Here is a 17884-nt window from a genome sequence, read left to right as displayed (position 1 = left end):
GCCACTTATAAGTGGCTTTTTTGTTATATTCATTTTAAGGAAAGCTTACTTTGATAAGCTGTTATGATAGTCATTTCTGATTTTACTGTGTTTTTTACTGTAAGCATAGTAAATGACTACACCCAGTGCCATCCAGATAGCTAAACGCTCCCAGCTAACAATAGGTAATGAGGCCATCATCAGTACACATACCACAATACCTAATATAGGAATCAAAGGAACCCATGGTGTGCGGAAAGGTCTTTCCAGTTCCGGATTAGTTTTTCTTAAAATCAATACACCGATACAAACCAGCGAGAAGGCAAATAAAGTACCTATACTCACCATATGGCCTAAATCAGAAACAGGTACGAATCCTGTGAAAATACTTACAAAAACCATGAAAACCAGATTGGTTTTCCAGGGGGTCTGATTTTTTGGGTGAAGTTCAGAGAATATTTTAGGTAATAAACCATCTTTACTCATACTGTAGAATACACGGCTTTGTCCTAACAGCATCACCAGGATTACCGAAGTATAACCTGCAAGAATGGCAATCATTAAAAAGCGGTTTAAGAAAGTATATCCTGTTTGTGCAAAAGCTGTAGCAACTGGTTTGGCATCACCTGCAAATTTGGTGTAGTTTTCCAGTCCCGTCATTACATAAGAGAATAATACATATAATAAGGTACATACAACCAGCGAACCGATAATACCAACCGGCATCCCTTTTTGAGGGTTTTTAGCTTCCTGCGCTGCTGTACTTACGGCATCAAAACCAATAAAGGCAAAGAAAACCACACCTGCACCCCGCAATACACCACTGATACCGAAATGTCCGAATTCATCACTCGAAAAGAATTCAAAGAAACCTTTGGTTCCTGCTTTTACAGCTTCTTCGCCTGCGTTAACAGGAATAAACGGATGATGATTGGCAGGATTAATGAAGCTCCATCCTAAAGCAATAAATATCAATACCACTGATACTTTTACAATTACCAGAATGTTATTTACAGCAGAAGAGTCTTTGGTTCCCTTCATCAGTAACAGAGATAACAGAATGACAATTACAATGGCAGGGATATTAACAATACCACCTTCCCAGGGACCATGTAAAAATTTCTGCGGAAACTCAATACCAAACTCTAATAGAAATTGTGAAAAGTACTGTGACCAGCTGGAAGCTACTGTAGCAGCACTTAAAGCATATTCGAGTACTAAATCCCAGCCAATAATCCAGGCCATAAATTCTCCCATAGTAGCATAAGAGTAAGTATAGGCACTTCCGGCAACGGGAATCATAGAAGCAAATTCTGCATAGCAAAGACCTGCGAAACCACAACCTACTGCAGCAATGATAAAGGAAAGTATGACAGCTGGTCCGGCATTATCAGCCGCTGCGATACCTGTAAGGGAAAATAATCCTGCACCAATAATAGCACCAACACCCAGGGCTACCAAATTGAAACTGGATAGGGAACGTTTTAGTGTGCCCTCACCACTCTCATTTGCCTCAGCTAATAGTTGTGGGATAGATTTTTTAAATAACATAAATTAGTTTGATAGTTAAGATTGTTTTGTTTTTGGGAATAGGGTTAATTCAATCTCAAACCTAATTAAAATATATTAAAAAATAAAAGGGATTCTCGTTGAAAATCCCTTTTATTCAATATAATTAACTATTAACTTTTTGTCTTTCACGCAGATAGCATTTATATGCTGGCGATGGCCCTCTGCGATCAGGCTTTTATGGGTTTGAACCTCTTTTATGCCTGATTTCTGATTTTACTGTGTTTTTTGCTGTACGCCAGGTAAATGATTACGCCCAGTGCCATCCAGATAGCTAAACGCTCCCAGCTAACGATAGGTAATGAAGCCATCATCAGCACACAAACGATAATACCCATGATAGGAACCAGTGGAACCCATGGTGTACGGAAAGGTCTGTCCAGGTCAGGATCTGTTTTTCTTAAGATCAGTACGCCGATGCAAACCAGTGAGAAGGCAAATAAAGTACCGATGCTCACCATATGGCCTAAGTCTGAAACAGGAACAAAACCTGCAAAAAGACTCACGAAAACCATAAACGCAAGATTGGTTTTCCATGGTGTCTGGTTTTTAGGATGCAGTTCTGAAAATACTTTTGGTAATAAACCGTCTTTACTCATGCTGTAAAATACACGGCTTTGACCTAATAACAGGACCAGGATAACTGAGGTATAACCAGCCAGGATCGCAATCATTAAAAAGCGGTTTAAGAAAGTATATCCTGTTTGTGCAAAAGCTGTAGCAACTGGTTTGGCATCACCTGCAAATTTGGTGTAGTTTTCCAGCCCTGTCATTACATAAGAGAATAATACATATAATAAGGTACACACAACGAGTGAACCGATAATACCAATAGGCATTCCTTTTTGTGGGTTTTTAGCTTCCTGTGCTGCAGTACTTACGGCATCAAAACCGATAAAGGCAAAGAATACAACTCCTGCTCCACGTAAAATACCACTGATTCCATAATGTCCGAAATCATCACTTGCAAAGAATTCAAAGAAACCCTTGGTTCCGGATTTTACTGCTTCTTCACCTAAGTTAACAGGTACAAACGGATGATGATTGACAGGATTGATGAAACTCCATCCCAGAGCTATGAATATCAATACTACTGATACTTTTACAATTACCAGAATGTTATTTACAGTTGAGGAGTCTTTGGTACCTTTCATCAGTAACAGTGATAACAGACACACAATTATTATTGCGGGCAGATTGACAATACCGCCTTCCCAGGGACCATGTAACAGGTTGGTCGGGAAATGTATACCGAATTCCAGCAGAAACTGCGAAAAATACTGTGACCAGCTTGAGGCTACGGTAGCCGATCCCAAAGCATATTCGAGTACTAAATCCCAGCCAATGATCCAGGCCATAAATTCTCCCATAGTGGCATAAGAGTAAGTATAGGCACTTCCGGCAACGGGAATCATAGAAGCAAATTCTGCGTAACAAAGACCTGCGAAACCACAACCTACTGCAGCGATGATAAAGGAAAGTATAACAGCTGGTCCGGCATTATCAGCCGCTGCGATACCTGTAAGGGAAAATAATCCTGCACCAATGATAGCACCAACGCCTAAGGCTACCAGATTGAAGCTGGTTAGGGTACGTTTTAAGGTGCCCTCGCCACTTTCATTAGCCTCGGCTAATAGTTGTGGGATAGATTTTTTAAATAACATAGATTAGTTTGATCGTTAAGTTGTTTTATTTTAGAGTAAGGTTAGTTCAAACCAAACCTAACTAAAATATATTAAAAAATAAAAGGGATTATCGTGGGAAATCCCTTTTATTCAGAACAATATATGGCTTAATCAGGGGTGAACAAGGGTGTCTGTTACGTTTTTAACTGTATCTATTTTGATTTTTCCTTTAGAATCTGTCGATTTACTGATTTGTATTTCTTTTCTGATCTCTGTTGTGCCGGGATTGCTGATTCCGACAGCGATATGAGGGGCAATAATCAATGAAACAATAGACATCAGCTTGATAAGGATATTCATTGACGGGCCTGAGGTATCTTTAAAAGGATCTCCTACAGTATCTCCTGTTACGGATGCTTTATGAGGATCTGAACCTTTATATTCCATTTTCCCTGCAACCATAACTCCTTTTTCAAAGGATTTTTTTGCATTATCCCATGCTCCGCCTGCATTGGACTGGAATATTCCCATCAATACACCAGAAACTGTTACTCCTGCAAGTAATCCTCCCAATACTTCTGGTCCAAAAGTAAAACCAACAATTATAGGGGCAATTAAGGCTATTGCTCCGGGAAGCATCATCTCGCGGATAGAGGCCTCGGTTGAAATAGCTACGCATTTTTCATACTCAGGTTTAGCTTTATACTCCATGATCCCTGGAATTTCTTTAAACTGTCTCCTCACTTCCTGTACCATAGCCATCGCTGCACGGCCTACCGCGGCAATACACAAGGAAGAAAAGATAAAAGGAATCATGCCGCCTACAAATAACCCGGCAAGGACATTTGCTTTATAGATGTCAATAGCTGTAATACCTGAAATTCCTGCGAATGCAGCAAAAAGTGCAAGAGATGTCAACGCTGCTGAGGCAATCGCAAAACCTTTTCCCGTAGCAGCTGTGGTATTTCCTACTGCATCCAGCATATCTGTTCTTTCTCTGACTTCTTTTGGCAATCCACTCATTTCTGCAATCCCGCCTGCATTATCAGCAATCGGTCCGAATGCGTCAATAGCCAGTTGCATTGCTGTAGTAGCCATCATACCGGCTGCGGCAATGGCCACGCCATAGAAACCGGCAAAATAATAAGAGGCATATATACCGGCAGCAAGTACCAGAATCGGTAATACTGTAGACTCCATCCCTACTGAAAGACCACCAATAATATTGGTTGCATGACCTGTTGAGGACTGCTGGATAATAGAGTTTACCGGACGATTGCCCATAGCGGTATAATATTCTGTAATCAGACTCATTAGTGTACCTACAAGCAGGCCGATTAATATCGCATAATAAACAGATAAAGATGTGAATTCAAAGCCACGGATAGACATGACCGGAGGTAATAACCAGCGAACGGCAAAAAATGAAGCAATAGCTGTCAGTACTATTGATAGCCAGTTACCTATGTTTAAAGCACTTTGTACGCTATCAGTTTCTTTGGTAATTTTAACAAACAGGGAGGCAACGATAGAGAATACCAGTCCCAGACCGGCAATCAGCATAGGCAGTAATACCGGGGCCATCCCTCCAAACAGGTCTTTAGAAACAATTTCCTGTCCCAGAACCATAGTTGCCAGAATTGTAGCTACATATGAACCGAATAGATCGGCCCCCATACCCGCTACGTCACCAACGTTGTCACCAACGTTATCTGCGATGGTCGCCGGATTCCGTACATCGTCTTCAGGAATTCCTGCTTCTACTTTTCCAACAAGGTCGGCACCTACGTCAGCTGCTTTGGTATAAATTCCTCCGCCAACTCTGGCAAACAGGGCAATACTTTCTGCTCCTAATGAAAAGCCTGCCAGAACTTCTATAGTCTTTTTTAATTCGGCTGTTGATGCCGGCGCTCCTGGATGTACAAATGTATGATACAAAATAATAAATAAGGTTCCTAAACCCAGTATAGCTAATCCGGCAACGCCAAAGCCCATTACTGTACCACCTCTGAAAGAAACTTTTAATGCCTGCGCTAAACTTGTTCTGGCTGCCTGTGTGGTTCTGACATTAGCCTTGGTAGCGATACGCATTCCTAAATAACCTGCAAAGGCTGAAAATACTGCACCTATTAAAAATGCTATAGCGATTATCGGACTGGAGTGAATCGGGCTGGCGGCACTGCCGGTCAGAGTGCCGGACCATGCGAGTAATATGCCGGCAATAATTACAAAATAACTGAGAACTTTCCATTCTGCTTTTAAAAAGGCCATAGCTCCGTCTGCTATATAACCTGCAAGTTCATTCATGTTTTTGTCTCCTGCTTCCTGCCGGGTAACCCAGGCACTTTGGAAGGCCATAACCAGTATCCCAATAAGGCCAAATAGGGGGATGAAGTAAATTAAATTCTGCTGTAAAAAAATCATATGTTGTTTAAATTTGGTTTCTCGGGTAGATGGCACATTATGTCGTTATACAAAATAAAGAGAGTTTCTGACATTGCCAAATTAATCGTGTAAGGCTGAGATATTTACAATATAGTTGTGCCGAGGTATTTTAGCATAAATTGTTTTGATAATTTAAATATATTAGCGATTACAAACCATCCGTAACGGATTAAAAAAATCAACCAACCAAACCAAAAATGAACAAAGAAATTCAGGATTCCTCGTTTAAGAGAGAACTTGGCCTTTTAGACGGAACCATGCTTGTTGTAGGCTCCATGATCGGCTCTGGTATATTTATAGTAAGTGCTGATATTGCAAGACAGGTAGGCTCTGCCGGCTGGCTCATCCTGATCTGGGTACTGACCGGACTGGTGACTGTAGTTGCTGCGGTTAGCTATGGCGAACTGAGTGCCATGTTTCCTAAAGCTGGCGGACAGTATGTATATCTTAAAGAAGCTTATAATAAACTGATCGCATTTTTATACGGGTGGAGTTTCTTTGCTGTGATACAGACGGGGACAATTGCAGCAGTAGGAGTAGCTTTTTCTAAATTTGCAGCCTATCTCTATGAACCTTTAAGTGATACCAATATATTATATAGTATAGGGTCTTTTCATTTGAATGCGGCTCAGCTGGTTTCTATTGTGACCATTATTCTGCTGACTTACATCAATAGCCGTGGAGTGAAGGATAGTAAAATGCTGCAGACCTTTCTGACCATCATCAAGATATTCTCTTTACTGGGATTAATTGTCGGAGGGTTTTTGATTGCTGCAAATACTGAAGTCTGGAACGCAAACTGGGCGGATGCCTGGAATACAAGAGCGTTTGATGCCCAGCATGGTTCATGGGTATCTATTGGTGGTACTGCCCTGCTTTCGGGAATTGCGGCTGCAATGGTAGGATCTCTGTTTTCAAGTGATGCCTGGGTTGGCGTAACTTTTATTGCCGGCGAGATCAAAAAACCTGAGCGTAATGTAGGACTGAGTTTGTTTTTCGGAACTTTCATTGTGAGTGTAATTTATATTTCTGCAAATCTGATGTATATCTCTGTAATGCCTTTAAATGAGATTGCTTTTGCAAAATCTGACCGTGTTGCGGTGGCTGCCGCTCAATATATTTTTGGAGATGTAGGTACGATAACTATTGCAGTTATGATCATGATTTCTACTTTTGCCTGTAATAATGGTTTAATTATGGCCGGGGCAAGGGTTTATTATACCATGGCTAAGGATGGGCTGTTTTTTAAGAAAGCAGCTGAACTGAATAAATCCAGTGTACCGGGGTGGGCTTTGTGGTTCCAGTGTATCTGGGCGTCTTTTCTGTGTCTGACCGGGAAATACGGGGACTTACTGGATTATGTGGTCATCATTGTCATGATCTTTTATATTCTGACTATTTACGGAATTTTTATCTTAAGAAAAAAACAACCTGATACTGTTCGTCCTTATAAAGCCTTTGGTTATCCGGTTTTACCTGCTTTGTATATGATCGTTGCTGCAGCGATCTGTGTCGCCTTGCTGATAACCAAGTTTAGTACTTGCGGCTGGGGAGTGTTAATTATGCTTGCGGGTATACCTGTCTATTACTTTTCTAAACCTAAAGAGGGTATTCAATAAGTTATACCAAAAAACTTAATCCGGTCTGATCAGGATCATTGTCATCCCGGATTAAGTTTTTTGGTATTAATGTCGTTTTGTGCGCTAAAATATTTAGAAGTTGCTTAAATTTAGATGATAATATTATTTACATCTTCCTAAATCAGCAGGCATGAAATTTATATGGACTTTAGTGTTTGTTTTTTCTTCTTATCATCTTTTTGCACAGCGGATAACGGGTACTGTTATTGATAAAGACACCCGGATGCCGATTGAAAATGCTACCATTACAACGAGTTACGGAATTGTCTTTACTAACCTTAAAGGTGATTTTGGCCTTTCGAATATTAATACGGGAGATGTGGTTAAGGTTAGCCGTGCAAATTACGTTACTTATTATTTTACACTGAAGTCTGATAAAGGAAATATTATCGTTCCCCTTGACCCGGTTCCTCTTATTTTGCAGGAAGTGAAAATAGAGGCTAAAAATAAATATGAGTTTGATTCTTTGCGAAACAGGCAGGATTTTCGGTCTGTATTTGCCTACAGGAAGCCGAAAATACAGAATATACTGATTTCAAAATCGGGATATGTCAGGTCTCCGCGTTTCGCTGACCGGAATGTGAATACCTATAGCACAGCTGCCATAGCTGGTATTGATGTGCTGCAATTTATTAATTTACTGGGCAAGGATAAAAATCCGACATCGAGACTGCAAAAGTCATTGCTGGCCAGTGAGGATAATAATTATGTGGATAAAGTATTCTCAAAATCAAAGATTTCCCGTATTACCTCTTTAAAAGGGGATGCACTTCAACAGTTTGTTAATAAATACAGGCCATCACGTACCCAGGCAGAAGAAATGTCTGATTATGAAATGATCATTTATATTAAGAAAAGTTATAATGAGTTTATTAAGGGTGGCAAAAATGAGAATTTGCCGGCTTTGATTAAATAGCTGAAGCAGGTCTTTTCCTCCAGATGTTGCTTTCCTGTGGCTTGAACTTTAAATTAAAAGGTGTATTTTTGCAAAAAAATAAAAATAAGCAATTTGGGAACTCCATTAGATTCAGGCATAAAAGGTTATAATAATTACGGTACTCACCTTAAGGAGAAGTATAAAGGACAGCGTGTGTTCAAAGTGATTGTTGACGGCGGGTTTACCTGTCCGAACCGTGATGGCAGCAAAGGCTATGGAGGATGTACTTATTGTAATGTAGATTCTTTTACACCAGAGCTTTCCAGAAAGTTACCTACCATCAGGGAACAGCTGGAGCAGGGGATGGAGCGTGGGAAAGGCTTTTATAAGGCGGATAAATTCATTGTCTATTTTCAGCCCAATACCAACACTTATGCACCTGTACATTATCTGAAAATGATGTACGATGAAGCATTGTCTATTAACAGTGAAGATGTTGTTGGCTTCTCAGTGGGGACCCGTCCTGATTGTATTGATGCAGAAAAGGTCGCATTGCTTGAAAGCTATACTGATCGTTTTGATGTGGATCTGGAAATGGGAATGGAATCTATTTATGATGAAACCTTAAATCAGATCAACAGAGGATGCAGTCATGGTGAATTTGTAGAGGCGGTAAAATTACTCGATAACAGTAAATTAGATCTTTGTGTGCATACGATTTTTGGTTTTCCATGGGAAACTGAAGAAATGATGCTTGAATATATTCATGAAATTAACAGATTCCCGAAAATCAAGTTTGTTAAATTTCACCATCTTCATATTGTTGAAGGATCTATTATGGGTGCTAAATACAAGAAAGAACCTTTCAAATTATTTACACTTGAAGAGTATACTGATCTCTTGTGTAAGTTGATTCCTTTGCTGAGACCGGATATAATTATTCAGCGTCTGTTTGGTATTTCTGACTGGGATTTATTGATTGCTCCGAACTGGGGATTAAATAAATCGTCTATTCAGACTTATATTGATAAGGAAATCGAAAAAAGAGGGATTGTGCAGGGGTCGGCCTATGTGCCTGCTGTTGCTATAGTATAATCCCCAAACAATTCAATTGTCTTCTGTTTTCTGAAATTAAAGATCTGCTGTAATTTGCGGGCTACGAACAGCCTGTTGGCTATATTTCCGAAAAATCCGAATGGTAATCCATAGGTAAGTATATCTGTCATCTCCACACCGCCAGGTATCTGTTTAAAGTGGTGCTGATGGTGCCAGAATTTATATGGACCAAAACGCTGCTCATCAATAAAATATTGATAATCATTTACCTGAGTAATTTCTGTCATCCAGTTTAATTGAATGCCTGCCACTGGTGATACCTTATAGGTAATAATCATTCCTGCATACATCTTCTGATCATGCTGCATAGGCGAAGTGACTGTAAAAGCCATTTCTTCCGGAGTGATTTTAGCCAGGTTTGCCGGAGAGGAAAAGAAATCCCAGGCTTCGGACAAAGTTATGGGAAGAAATTGAGAGAATTTGAGATGGAAGGCTTTCATATGTATTCTGATCAGCAAAGATGCAATCTACTTATAAACAGTTTAAAAATTGGTTGTTAGTAATTTTTATCATAAAACTGAAGAAAAACGATTATGATATATTTTTAATGTGTTTTTTGAATTTATTTTAAATTATTACTGGTGTTTTTGTGTTAAAATTCGAATAATGAATTTTTATTACTTGTTTTTGTGAATTTTTGTTGATTTTAATGTGATTCGTATTGTCGTTTTTGTATTTATTGGTTGTTTGTGTTGTTTTTTATTGAATTTTATTGTTATTTTTATGATAAATCAACAAATAAACCAATAAAAACATAAATTATATGAGTAAAGTACTATTTAAACAGGTTGTTCCATTCATTATTCTTGCGATTGTTTCAATCGCAGCGCTTTTTGTTCCGTTACATGCTGATTTTGATGCGGGAAAATACAATGCGGCTGATATTGCATGGATTTTAGTAGCTACGGCCTTAGTGTTTCTGATGACACCAGGTCTTGCTTTTTTCTATGGTGGTATGGTTCACAGGAAAAATGTGATCTCAACTATGATTAAAAGTATAGTGTCTGCGGGTGTAATCAGTGTATTATGGGTGACGGTCGGCTTTAGTCTCGCCTTTGGCGAAAGTATTCATGGTCTGATAGGAAATCCGTCTACTTTCCTGTTTTTTCAGGGGGTTAATTCCGGGCCGGCATGGAGTCTTGCGCCAACGATTCCATTAACCTTATTTGCATTGTTCCAGTTGATGTTTGCTATTATTACTCCTGGGTTAGTCGTGGGAGCTGTTGCCGAACGTATTCGTTTTACCTCTTATATTCTGTTCATTGTTCTGTTTGCTATTTTTGTTTATTCGCCACTGGCACACTGGACATGGCATCCTGACGGTATCCTGTTTAAAATGGGGGTACTGGATTTTGCCGGTGGAACTGTAGTGCATATTTCGGCTGGTATGGCAGCGCTCGCAGGAGCGCTTGTACTTAAAAGAAGAAAAGTGCACCAGGATCATCAGGAAATTCCTCCTGCAAATATTCCTTATGTATTAATTGGTACAGGACTTTTATGGTTTGGCTGGTTTGGATTTAATGCTGGTTCGGCATTAGGAGCAAACAGTTTAGCTGTATCTGCTTTTGCTACAACAAACATAGCTGCCGGTGCTGCTGGTCTTTCCTGGATGTTTTTTGATGTGTTAAGAGGGAAAAAACCTTCTGTGCTTGGCTTTTGCATAGGTGCGGTAGTTGGACTTGTAGCTATTACTCCCGGAGCTGGTTTTGTGGCTATTCCACATAGTATTTTTATTGGTGTTGCTGCAGCGATTATTTCTAATCTGGCAGTGATGTGGAAATCTAAAACCAGTCTTGATGATACACTGGATGTATTTCCATGTCATGGTGTTGGTGGAATTGTTGGGATGTTACTGACAGGTGTATTTGCGACTAAAACAGTAAATCCAGCGGGTGCTGATGGATTGTTCTACGGGAATGCGGATTTCTTTTTAACACAATTAAAAGGAGTGCTGATTGTAGCTGTATTTAGTTTTGTAGTGTCTTTTCTGATTTTTAAACTGATTAATGTCATTCAGCCTATTCGTGTAACTTCTGAAGAGGAAGAAGAAGGGCTTGATGCAAGTCAGCATAATGAGAAATATACTCAGGGTACTTTGATTGTCGCTTCAACCGGACTTGAAATGGAGCAGTCTCCATTAGTCTGAGCTGACTATACCTTTTGCATGCAACCAACCTAACCAACCCATATGAAAATTAGATCTTTATTCACGCTTTCTGCCCTGACCATGAGCGCTGCCACGTATGCTCAGGAAACGACCACATCAACGCCGCTGCAGATTTCCGGATCGGCTGATGTTTATTACAAGTATGATTTCTCCGGAAAGCCGAATATTGGGACGAGCTTTGCGAATGATCAGAACTCAGTATCAATTGGAATGATTGATCTGGCTTTAAAGAAGACAACAGGAAAGGCATCTTTTGTAGGAGAGTTATCTTTCGGGCCACGGGGACAATATGGTTCAATTCCTAACGGCGAAGGAGAGACGGGAAATGCTGACAATTCTTTTCATATTCAGAATTTGTATATGTCATACGCTGTTACTGGTAAGTTATCCGTAACAGCAGGATATATGAGTACATTTATTGGTTATGAAGTAATTGTACCTACAGGTAATTTCAACTACTCCACTTCTTATCTGTTCACAAACGGGCCATTTCAGAATGCAGGTATAAGAGCCAATTATGTTTTCTCTCCGAAAATTGCATTAATGGCGGGATTATTTAATGACTGGAATGTCTATAAAGATGTGAATGGAGTTACACATTTCGGCGCCCAGCTTACTGTTGTTCCTGCAGATGGATGGACTGCTTATCTGAATGTTTTAACTGGAAAGGCAGCCGGAGCTACAGGAACGGGGACAATCTACGATTTGACTACGGCCTACCAGGTAACTGAAAAGGTTAAGATCGGTTTAAATGCAGCTGATTATTCCGTAACTAATCAAAACGGGGGGTATAGCGGAGCTGCACTTTATTTACAGAATGCCTTTACCACAAACTTTTCATTAGGTCTGAGGGGAGAATATTTTGAAACAAAGGATGTTCCTGAGCTAAAAGGTTCGAACGTTAAGTCTGTTACTTTAACGGCTAACTTAAAAGCTGGCGGATTGACTTTTATTCCGGAGGTTAGATTTGATAATGGTTCTACTACCCGGTTTGTTAAGAATAATCTTGATCCTACAAAGAGTGCTTCTCAATTTTCATTAGCTGCGGTATATGCATTTTAAATTCAACTATTCTTTTGAAAAGCATCAGGCTGGAAGGCCTGGTGTTTTTCTATTACTGTTACTGCTGACGGTTTCATTAGCTTCAACTGCACAAATCAAAAAAACAGGAGAAGTCCTGGAAAAAGATGAAAGAGGAAAATATATCCATTATGAAGTGATTACCGGAAATTCTGTGCCGGTTGACTCTTTGATTTACAGGGCGAAATTGTTTTTTAAGCAAAAAAAGCTGACAGGGATAAAATCTGACAGTACATTTTTTGAGAGAAGTGGCAGATTTATAATTAATAAAACGGCATTTGTATTATCTCATCCCTCTGGTGAATTATGGTATAATCTTACTTTTGAAATTAAAGGAGAAAAATACAGATTCTGGCTAACGGATTTTGTATTTATTCCTTATCACCGGGATCGCTATGGCAATTTTGTGCCTTCAACAGTTAAAGGGTCACCGCTAGAAAAAAGCCCGGGTAAATTAAACGCGGGAGAGTGGTCTTTTTATGTGAGTGATGCGGGCCGACAATCGGCTGCCTTTGCTGCTGAATTCAAAGAATATCTGTCTGCAGTGCAGCAAGCCAAACCGCTTAACAAACCCGCTGGTACAGTTTCTACTAAAAGCTGGTAAGCCGGTTTTGCTAATGAACCATTTTATCTGCACAGGTTGAGCTGGCAAAAGCCTCTGGTTTAGCTTTGAAAATAAACCCCATACTTAGAATATAACCCATAGCCTCATTCAATGCTTTATTGGATTTGAACATCGGATTGGTATTGATGTCTGCATGAACTTCCAGATCTACATCGTATAGATCAAGCAGATCACATACCGCATAAGCTGTTTCTATGGATTTCTGTACTTCGATCAGCATTCTTTCCTTGATACTCATCTTTTGCGAGGTTTTTTCCTGGTGGATATACATAAATCCTCCATGTTGTTCTCTCAATAAAACAATCACTGTAGCAAAATCTGTGAATGCACCTTTTACCTGCGAATCTGTACCAACGCATACTTTAAGATGATAGCCATTTTCGGTTTCTCTGATAATCGCTTTTTCTACTTCTTCTAAAATCGGCAAGTGGATTACTTCGCCATTGAATTTTTTCCAGGTCATACGTTATTGGTGTTAGATTAACAACCCGTATTCAGGTTTCCTAAAATTAAGGTGATTATGTTAAAGATACATTAATTATTTGTTGTTTATTTGCTAACAATCAGATAGTTGTCAACAGTTAGACTATGCTTGTGTGAATTGGTGTAATTTCTTTAATACATAAAAATTAAAACAATATGTAATAAAACAGGTTAATTAAACTATAGCATGGTAAATAAAACAATTATAGTTTCTAATCGATTACCCGTAAAAATTGTTGAAGAAAATGGGGAGTATCTCCTGAGTCCAAGTGAAGGAGGGCTTGCTACCGGTTTAGGATCGGTATATAAAAAAGGAAATAATATCTGGATAGGCTGGCCGGGAATTGAGATTCCGCTGGAAAGGCAGCAGGAAGTGACTGAAAAGCTTGCTGCTTTGAATCTGATTCCGGTATTTTTAACTCCTGATGAAATTAATCTTTATTACGAAGGTTTCTCCAACGAAGTTTTATGGCCGGTTTTTCATTATATGGTTACCTATGCCCATTTTGAACAGGTATACTGGGATTCCTACCAAAAGGTAAACGGTAAGTTTAAAGATGTGGTTACTGCTCATCTTAATGAAGGGGATACGATATGGATACATGATTATCAGCTTTTATTGCTTTCCGAACGTATCAGGAATATACAGCCCCATGTGACGATCGGTTTTTTCCAGCATATTCCTTTTCCTTCTTATGAAATGTTTCGTCTGATTCCCTGGAGGGAAGAATTAATTAACGGAATGTTTGGAGCAGATTTACTGGGTTTCCATACATTTGATGATGTGAGACATTTTCTGAGTGCAGCTTCACGTATATCTGCTGCAAAAATATCAGATAATGTAATCACTTATAAAGACAGGCAGCTTGTTGTAGAGGCTTTCCCTATGGGGATAGATGCTGGTAAATTTGAGAACCTTGTTCATGATCCTGTTGTAGCAGAGCATGTCATCTCTCTGAAGGAAACGATGCATAACTGCAAAGTTATTTTAACAATTGACAGGCTGGATTACAGTAAAGGGATATTGCAGCGTTTGCAGGCTTATGAATTATTGCTGGAGACTCATCCTGAATATGCCGATCGGTTATCATTGTATATGATTGTTGTTCCCTCAAGGGATACGGTTGCGCAATATAAAGAACTAAAGGATCAGATTGATCAGCTGGTGGGAAATATCAATGCCCGCTTCAGAACTTTAAACTGGTTGCCCGTCCATTATTTTTACCGTTCTTTTCCTGTTGAGTTTTTATCTGCATTATATAGTACTGCAGATATTTGTCTGGTTACACCTATGCGTGATGGAATGAACCTGGTCAGTAAAGAATATGTGGCTAGCAGAACAGATAATACGGGGGTACTTATTTTAAGTGAAATGGCTGGAGCCTCCAAAGAACTGAATGATGCATTGATCGTAAATCCCAACAATATTGGTGAGGTGATGAGAGCGATTGTAGAAGGACTCAATATGTCTGTTGAGGAGCAAAGGGTACGGATGTCCGTGATGAGAGGGATTGTCAGGAAATTTGACATCTATCTCTGGGTAAAGAATTTTATGGATAAATTGGAAGAAGTTAAACATATGCAAGAATCACTATTAACCAAACATGCTGTAAGGGCAATAAAAGAACAGATTGCAGCAGCTTATAGTAAAGCTGCTGACAGATATATATTCCTTGATTATGATGGTACGCTTGTTGGTTTTAATGGTGATATCAATAAGGCATCGCCTGACGAAGAATTATACCGTATACTCAGACAGTTAGCTGCTGATCCCTTAAATAGGGTCGTTATAGTGAGTGGACGCAGGCATGAAACGCTTGAGGAATGGTTTGGGCATCTGAAAATAGATCTGATTGCAGAGCATGGTGCCTGGCAGAAACACTATCAGCAGGAATGGAAATCTTTGCCCTTACTTACTGATCAATGGAAACAGGAGATCAGAACAGTACTGGATACTTATACCGACCGTACTCCAGGCTCTTTCACTGAAGATAAAAGTTATTCACTGGTCTGGCATTACCGCAAGGCTGAAGAAGGTCTTGGAGAGCTCAGAGCTAATGAAATTACCAATCATCTTGCAGCAACTGTTGCAGATAAAGGCTTACAAATGATGCCGGGTAATAAGGTCATAGAATTTAAAAATATAGAAGTTAATAAAGGTAAGGCTACTTTAGCCTGGTTGCATGACCAGCATCCTGATTTTATCATTGCTTTAGGTGATGATCATACAGATGAGGATATTTTTAAGGCACTTAAACCAGAAGACTATACCATTAAAGTTGGCAGCAATATTTCTGCAGCAAGATATTATTTAAGAAATTTTCAGGAAGTCCGTGAGTTTCTGAAAATGTTATCAGAAACATCGCAGGCTTCCTCAAAATAATAGTTGATAAGCCTGTGCTCTATAAGAAAACAGGCTTATCCAGTTTAATAGCGATTCTATGCGCGGCATTCATCAGTCCGACATGACTGTAGGCCTGCGGGAAATTTCCCCATTGACTGCCGTCGTTTTCATCTACATCTTCTGCGAAAAGATCAAGATGATTGCCATAACCAATGAGCAGCTCAAACTCTCTGACAGCATCATCCAGGCGGCCTACTATGGCCAGAGCTTCTACATACCAGAATGCACAGATCAGAAAAGTTGTTTTAGGCTTGCCAAAATCGTCTGTATGACGGTAACGGTAAAACAGGCCATTTGCACCTTTCAACTCCTGTTCTAAAGCAATCAGGTGATCTTTTGCGCGCTGGGAACCGGAGTCAAGGTAATTCATCAGTATCAACTGCAAAGTGCTTGCATCGAGATGGGCACTGCCAACTGCATGATTGTATACTTTCCTTTCCGGGTCATAGCAAGCTTCAATGTGAACTGCGGCACGATCAATAAGCTGCCCTGCCCGTTCCTCAAACTCTTTGTTACCAATTGTCCTGGCCATTTTTAACGCGGCTTTGGCACCTGCCCACTGAAACAGGTTCGTATAACAATGCATATTGGCAAGATTCCTGAATTCCCATATACCAGCATCTTTTTCATCTATGGTGCGCTCAATTTTTGTCAGTAAATAATCAAGCCATATAGCAGAATCTTTGCGTTCGCTGAATACAAACCTGTTATCTGTATATAAAGGCAGCATAGAGATTAATACCTGTCCGTAAATATCGTTTTGGATATGTTCGTATGCCTGATTTCCAACACGTACAGGTTGATTGCCCATATAACCTTTTAAGTTGGTCAGGATACGTTCTGTCAGCACACGTTCGCCGGCAATACCAAAAAGAGGCTGATAACGCTTATCATCTCTGAAAGAAATATCTGTGATATAGTTGAAATACCGTTCCATTTCTTCAAAATGACCTACGTGATTCAGAGAAGTGATTACATAATAGGTATCCCTCATCCAGCAATAACGGTAGTCCCAGTTGCGGGTGCTTCCCGGAGATTCCGGCAGGCTGGTTGTGCTGGCTGCAATTATAGCACCGGTATCCTCATATTGGTGAATTTTCAGGACTAATGCCGAACGGATAACCAGTGACTGATGAAAACCTGCTATTGTGGAGTGTTTAATCCATGTTCGCCAGTATTTTCTTGTTTCAGTGAGGAATCTTTCGGCGGTACTTTCAATCGGTGCATTTAAATCATGCCCGTAAGTAAGTATGAGGTATTTAGTGTCATTCAGCGCAAAATGTCTTTCATCCTCAATATATGAAAGTGAAATATTTGTACTTAACTGCATGTCATTTTCATCTCCGGTAAAATGGATATGATTACTTCCTCTTGAGCCCTGTTGTTTTCCTTCACCATAGTTGAAAACCGGATTACAGCTAACTTTAATCCTTGGATTACCTTCAAGAGGTTCAATTTTACGGATTAACATCAGTGGCTTATAGAAGCGTTCATGCTGATAGAATCTTGGTGCAAAATCGGTAATCCGGTATTTCCCTTCTTCATTGGTGATTACAGTACACAGAATATTAGTATTTTCCATGTAATATTGTTCAGATGCATATTCACCGTGGGGGAGGATAGAGAATTCTCCGCCCTGCTCTTTGTCAAGTAGTCCGCCAAATACGAAAGAGCTGTCAAATCTTGGCCAGCATAACCAATCAATATTAGTGTTTTTGTTAATATGAGCGAGGAAGGCACAGTTCCCGATTATCCCTGTTTGATAGGTATGTCTGTCCATTTATATGTTTTTGTGATGTGTATTAAATCATTTGATATTAATAGAACAAATTATCACCCTAATTGTTGACATAAAGAAAACTGGGGGCACCTGT

Annotated in this window: 13 protein-coding genes; 7 read left to right on the top strand and 6 right to left on the bottom strand. The window is 39.6% G+C overall.

Features of this window, described 5'->3' with window-relative positions; all coding sequences use genetic code 11:
- Nucleotides 1-45: 45 nt before the first annotated feature.
- From PL_RS11110 to PL_RS11100, 3 genes are all read right to left on the bottom strand, one after another.
- Nucleotides 46-1530 carry an amino acid permease gene (locus PL_RS11110; RefSeq protein ID WP_041884345.1) on the bottom strand — a complete coding sequence of 495 codons (1485 nt, stop codon included), beginning with the start codon at nucleotides 1528-1530 and terminating at the stop codon, nucleotides 46-48.
- Nucleotides 1531-1745: 215 nt separating this feature from the next.
- On the bottom strand, nucleotides 1746-3212 hold the full coding sequence (locus tag PL_RS11105) for an amino acid permease (RefSeq protein WP_041884347.1): 1467 nt from the start codon (nucleotides 3210-3212) through the stop codon (nucleotides 1746-1748).
- A gap of 132 nt (nucleotides 3213-3344) precedes the next feature.
- A complete protein-coding gene (locus PL_RS11100; RefSeq protein WP_041884348.1) occupies nucleotides 3345-5597 on the bottom strand; it encodes a sodium-translocating pyrophosphatase in 2253 nt (750 codons plus the stop codon).
- 218 nt (nucleotides 5598-5815) lie between these two features.
- Here PL_RS11100 and PL_RS11095 point away from each other — a divergent pair, with 218 nt between their 5' ends.
- The 3 genes from PL_RS11095 (at nucleotide 5816) to PL_RS11085 (ending at nucleotide 9230) form a co-directional block, all read left to right on the top strand.
- Nucleotides 5816-7237 carry an APC family permease gene (locus tag PL_RS11095; RefSeq protein ID WP_041884350.1) on the top strand — a complete coding sequence of 474 codons (1422 nt, stop codon included), beginning with the start codon at nucleotides 5816-5818 and terminating at the stop codon, nucleotides 7235-7237.
- 151 nt (nucleotides 7238-7388) lie between these two features.
- On the top strand, nucleotides 7389-8174 hold the full coding sequence (locus PL_RS11090) for a hypothetical protein (RefSeq protein WP_041884351.1): 786 nt from the start codon (nucleotides 7389-7391) through the stop codon (nucleotides 8172-8174).
- 93 nt (nucleotides 8175-8267) lie between these two features.
- Nucleotides 8268-9230, top strand: coding sequence for a TIGR01212 family radical SAM protein (locus PL_RS11085; RefSeq protein ID WP_041884354.1), 963 nt, complete (start codon nucleotides 8268-8270; stop codon nucleotides 9228-9230).
- On the opposite strand, the gene PL_RS11080 is transcribed toward PL_RS11085, so the two are convergent.
- Nucleotides 9203-9691 (bottom strand): SRPBCC family protein, encoded by a 489-nt coding sequence (locus tag PL_RS11080; protein ID WP_041884355.1) that lies wholly within the window; start codon nucleotides 9689-9691, stop codon nucleotides 9203-9205. The two genes, PL_RS11085 and PL_RS11080, sit on opposite strands and share 28 nt — an antisense overlap.
- A 323-nt stretch (nucleotides 9692-10014) precedes the next feature.
- Between PL_RS11080 and PL_RS11075 the strand changes: the two genes are divergently transcribed.
- The 3 genes from PL_RS11075 to PL_RS11065 are packed head-to-tail and all read left to right on the top strand — an operon-like array spanning nucleotide 10015 to nucleotide 13102.
- Nucleotides 10015-11397, top strand: a complete 1383-nt coding sequence (locus tag PL_RS11075; RefSeq protein WP_041884357.1) for an ammonium transporter — start codon at nucleotides 10015-10017, stop codon at nucleotides 11395-11397.
- Nucleotides 11398-11439: 42 nt separating this feature from the next.
- The gene (locus PL_RS11070; protein WP_087149097.1) at nucleotides 11440-12480 is read left to right on the top strand and encodes a porin; all 1041 of its coding nucleotides are present in this window, start codon (nucleotides 11440-11442) and stop codon (nucleotides 12478-12480) included.
- Entirely contained in the window at nucleotides 12470-13102 is a 633-nt protein-coding gene (locus PL_RS11065) for a hypothetical protein (RefSeq protein WP_052496474.1), read from the top strand. The genes PL_RS11070 and PL_RS11065 overlap by 11 nt, the downstream gene beginning before the upstream one ends.
- A gap of 10 nt (nucleotides 13103-13112) precedes the next feature.
- Here the strand turns inward: PL_RS11065 and PL_RS11060 are convergent, their stop codons facing one another.
- Nucleotides 13113-13586 (bottom strand): ribonuclease H-like YkuK family protein, encoded by a 474-nt coding sequence (locus PL_RS11060; protein WP_041884358.1) that lies wholly within the window; start codon nucleotides 13584-13586, stop codon nucleotides 13113-13115.
- Between the two features lie 207 nt (nucleotides 13587-13793).
- Here PL_RS11060 and PL_RS11055 point away from each other — a divergent pair, with 207 nt between their 5' ends.
- The gene (locus PL_RS11055) at nucleotides 13794-15989 is read left to right on the top strand and encodes a bifunctional alpha,alpha-trehalose-phosphate synthase (UDP-forming)/trehalose-phosphatase (protein WP_041884359.1); all 2196 of its coding nucleotides are present in this window, start codon (nucleotides 13794-13796) and stop codon (nucleotides 15987-15989) included.
- 19 nt (nucleotides 15990-16008) lie between these two features.
- Here the strand turns inward: PL_RS11055 and PL_RS11050 are convergent, their stop codons facing one another.
- Complete coding sequence (locus tag PL_RS11050; protein WP_041884361.1) at nucleotides 16009-17790, bottom strand: glycoside hydrolase family 15 protein; 1782 nt, start codon at nucleotides 17788-17790, stop codon at nucleotides 16009-16011.
- Nucleotides 17791-17884: the final 94 nt, after the last annotated feature.

The organism is Pedobacter lusitanus (genome assembly GCF_040026395.1).
Taxonomy (GTDB): domain Bacteria; phylum Bacteroidota; class Bacteroidia; order Sphingobacteriales; family Sphingobacteriaceae; genus Pedobacter; species Pedobacter lusitanus.
This window is presented reverse-complemented; position numbering and strand designations above follow the sequence as displayed.